We start from the raw sequence: 3,698 nt of genomic DNA, 5'->3' as shown, positions 1-3,698 counted from the left end.
ACTGATAAGCAATTGCTAATCCCACACTCCGCCAAAGGCGCAACACTCAATACGGGTGGTTAGTTAGACCTTGCCCGGCAGGGACTTGCACCCTGCAAGATGGATCAAGCTTAGCTTGACGCACCAACGCCCACTTAAGCGGACAAAGATTGTTGGTTAAAATGTGAAGCGAAGCGGAACCTAACCAACTGTTTTTGTTCCGTTTGAAGTGCTTGTTATGTGCAATTAGAAGTGAACACATTATTTTTAATTAACGTATTTGAAAACTCAAAATTTAACTGCCCTGCATGTTTAAATCCTAAATGCTTATAGAACTGATTCGATTCGTTCTCAACCCATGTATAAAGCCAAAAATTATTACCATATCGTTGTCCTACTTCTGTGAGGAATTGGCGACCTAAACCTTGCCCCTTAAAGTTGCGGTGAACATACAATTTTTCAATTTCAAACCCATTGCTCTCTTCTTCAAATCGAGAGTCTAAATTAACTAGGACAAACCCTTGAAGTGTTCCTTCAATTTCACTTACCAATAAGCGATAGTTAGTTTTTTCCAATAGATTTATGAAATATTCCTCGGTGAAGGTATCAATAACATACCGTGAATATTCTGTTCGAATTCCCTCTACGGCATAAGTTTCAAGCCAGACTTGTAATCCCAAGACAGCTAAATTAATACAATCGTCTTTAAGCGCGTCTCGAATCATCGGAACTCCTTTGCACAATCGTGGTAGAGCGACCCATTACTGGGCCGACCCCACACAGATCCGGACGTGCGGAACTACCGCATCCGGCTCTTCAGTTATATATTCACGCGTGTAAATCACCACGCACTTAGTACCAGTCCACATGAATAAATCGCTTACTCACTCTTGGCCGCTCTATTGCGTAATACATTAACATCTTCTTGAAATTACTCCAATTATAACTGCGCCTTCCACTTCGCCTATTCAGCCATTTATATAAGCTGTGCAGCACATAGCTGTACAGTCTATCTAGGCTACGGCTATTGTCTGGCAGGCCAAAGTAATTTCGGTATCCCATCAGTTTGCGTTTCAGTTGGGGTAACCACATGTTGAGCTTGGTTGACCGTTTGGCTTTGATGTATTGGTAAAACTCGCTCATGCTGGCGCGGTGCTTTTCAGCCCCTGTCCGCCGCCTAAGTCGAGGTTTTCCTTGCGCATCTTTTGCCCAGTAAAAGGCAAAGCCAAGAAACACAAATTGCCGTCTGCGACTCGGATGAAATCGACTGAAACGCAGCAGTGAGGTTTTATCCTCTGCTACTTCTAAGTTGCTTATGTTTAAATAAAAGTCTTGAGTCGTTTTGGCAACACCTTGTAAAATCGCTCTGCATCGTTGGCGTATTGAAACGCACACACAAAATCATCGGCATACCGGATGAGCATCGCGCGACCATGCATTCGAGGTTTTACTTTCTTTTCAAACCATAAGTCGAGCGCGTAGTGCAAATAGATGTTCGCCAGTACTGGGCTAATGATCCCCCCTTGCGGTGTACCGCTTTTCGGGTGTTCAAACACCCCTTCCGGTGATTTGATACGGGCTTTTAGCCATTGGCTGATTAAACTCAGCATGGCTTTGTCATCAATGCGTTGTTTGAGCATCTTCATCAGCCAGTCGTGGTCAAGGTTGTTGAAGAAGCCTTTAATGTCAGCCTCCACAATGTAACCGTATCCTTTAAACTGAAGGTTCAACGCTAAACTGTGCACCGCTTGATGAGCGCTTTTATTCGGTCGGTAGCCATAGCTATTGGGCAGAAAGTCCGCTTCCCAGATACTTTGCAATATCTGGCTCACGCCTTGTTGCACCAACTTATCATCCACCGTGGGCAAGCCCAGCGGTCGCTGTTTGCCATTTGCTTTGGGAATAAAGACACGTTTGATGTCATTGGCTCGAAAGCGCTTATGCTTAAGGGCATCGCTCAGTCGAGTAATGTTGCTAACGAGTTGCTGCTTATAAACAGGCATGGTAATGCCATCAATACCGGCCGCAGCCTGTTTATTGAGCTGTTCCCAACTTTCATACAAGCAATCTTCCCTTAGTAATCCGTATAAGTTCTGAAACCTGTGTTTGGGGTGTCGCTGTGATTTAAATGTGATCGCGTTTAGTTCGGTTATCATAGTGGTTCCAGCCCTACATTGTCCGGCCTATGTGTCTGCTAAACACGTGATATAACTGCCAGCCCCTTCGCCATGTGATCGGCTTTCCCGTCTCAAACTACTACGAGCTGGTCTGACTGCCAAAGGGTCATCGTTGGCCTTGCTTTTGACTTAGCTTCCCTACCGCGTCCTTGCGGAACACCCTTGGCTCTCTCAAGTTCCTAATGCATCTCTTTAACCATGCCACGGCTTAATAACTCCGCTGACTCGCCACAACCTCACTCATTACGGTTGCTTTGCATGGACTTCAGTGGCGTTACAAACCTCGTCAGTCAGACTGTATTTATCGGAGCGATACCAGCACTTCAGGGACACGTATCCCCTGTGGCCTACTTAATTCTCTGTGTACGCTTCACCTATCTTGTTCGCTGAAAAAAAATTCAGCTCCGCCATAGGCGCAACACTCGATACGGGTGGTGAGTTAAACCTTACCCGACAGGGACTTGCACCCTGCAAGATGCATCAAGCTTCGCTTGACGCACTAACGAGGCTGTAGAATAACTCTAACAGCCAAATTCAATTAAAAAACGAGCTCCTGTAATTAACTCTAAGCGTTTTTAAAGCATTAGGTAATGCATTTGGAACCCATAAAACAGGCTGTTTTTCTTAAAAAAGAGTAATTCTACAGCCACAACGCCAGCTTAAGCGGACTAAAATAGTTGGCTAAAATGTGGAGCGAAGCGGAACTGAGCCAACTGTTTTAGTTCCGTTTAAAGCTCTTGTTAGCTTTTTATATTGAGAGAAACCATTATTTCTCTTCGTTTATTTTTACAAAAGTTTACATCTCTAGAAAGTATGGAACTTTTATAACGCTTATCTGACACTGTTCTAAAGACCAAATAACAAGCACCATGCTTCTCTGCGCCAAATGTAAGTGATTGTATTTCATGCATTGATATAATTACATCTTTACTTGGAGGAGCATACTTTAATGTGATTAGATTATCATCAAGCTCAACCTCGTAAAATTCATTTAACCCTGATAATGCAAGATAATAAAAAAAGCTAAACATTATTAACGTATAGATTGAGCTTTTCTTGACAGAATATTTTAAGTGGAAAATAAAAGCTATAAAGCTCACTATGGAGAAAGTCGCCCCAAAAAATAGCAACATGGAATAATTTGCTAAAGGTATATCTTGTGATACTGAGATTAGAGTCAATTTAAAATACCAGTGTGAAAGCTAACGCCCCAATAAGGGGCTAAAAATTGTTTGCTAAAATGTGTAGCGAAGCGAAACCGAGCAAACTGTTTTTAGTCCCGCTTGATTGGCTTATAGTTCGACCAAGCCACTTAATTGCATAAAGTAACTTATGATTATATTAAGTGGAACATGCTCCTGTTGGTTACGAATATTGAATGGCAAACATCCAATGTTTCTAACAAGACGTTCGAACCAACAGAGCAACTCATTTCAAAACGCATACTCAGGGATTGCCGACCACGACTATCTATAAGACCTGCGAGAAACGAGATTTAAGCACATTCCACTGTTAACTTTACGCGCAGGAGCTACAAAATGA

Annotated in this window: 3 protein-coding genes; all 3 read right to left on the bottom strand. The window is 42.8% G+C overall.

All coding sequences use genetic code 11. From position 1 onward, the window contains the following. Window positions 1-215: 215 nt before the first annotated feature. The 3 genes from HH219_RS21360 to HH219_RS21350 all read right to left on the bottom strand — a co-directional run bounded on the left by HH219_RS21360 (window position 216) and on the right by HH219_RS21350 (window position 3,337). Window positions 216-704 (bottom strand): GNAT family N-acetyltransferase, encoded by a 489-nt coding sequence (locus HH219_RS21360; protein WP_169328562.1) that lies wholly within the window; start codon window positions 702-704, stop codon window positions 216-218. Between the two features lie 594 nt (window positions 705-1,298). Further along, complete coding sequence (locus HH219_RS22205) at window positions 1,299-2,042, bottom strand: reverse transcriptase domain-containing protein (RefSeq protein ID WP_249118585.1); 744 nt, start codon at window positions 2,040-2,042, stop codon at window positions 1,299-1,301. Window positions 2,043-2,896: 854 nt separating this feature from the next. After that, window positions 2,897-3,337, bottom strand: a complete 441-nt coding sequence (locus HH219_RS21350) for a hypothetical protein (protein WP_169328561.1) — start codon at window positions 3,335-3,337, stop codon at window positions 2,897-2,899. Window positions 3,338-3,698 lie beyond the last annotated feature (361 nt).

This window comes from Pseudoalteromonas sp. NEC-BIFX-2020_015 (assembly GCF_012952265.1).
GTDB classification, from domain to species: domain Bacteria; phylum Pseudomonadota; class Gammaproteobacteria; order Enterobacterales; family Alteromonadaceae; genus Pseudoalteromonas; species Pseudoalteromonas neustonica.
This window is presented reverse-complemented; position numbering and strand designations above follow the sequence as displayed.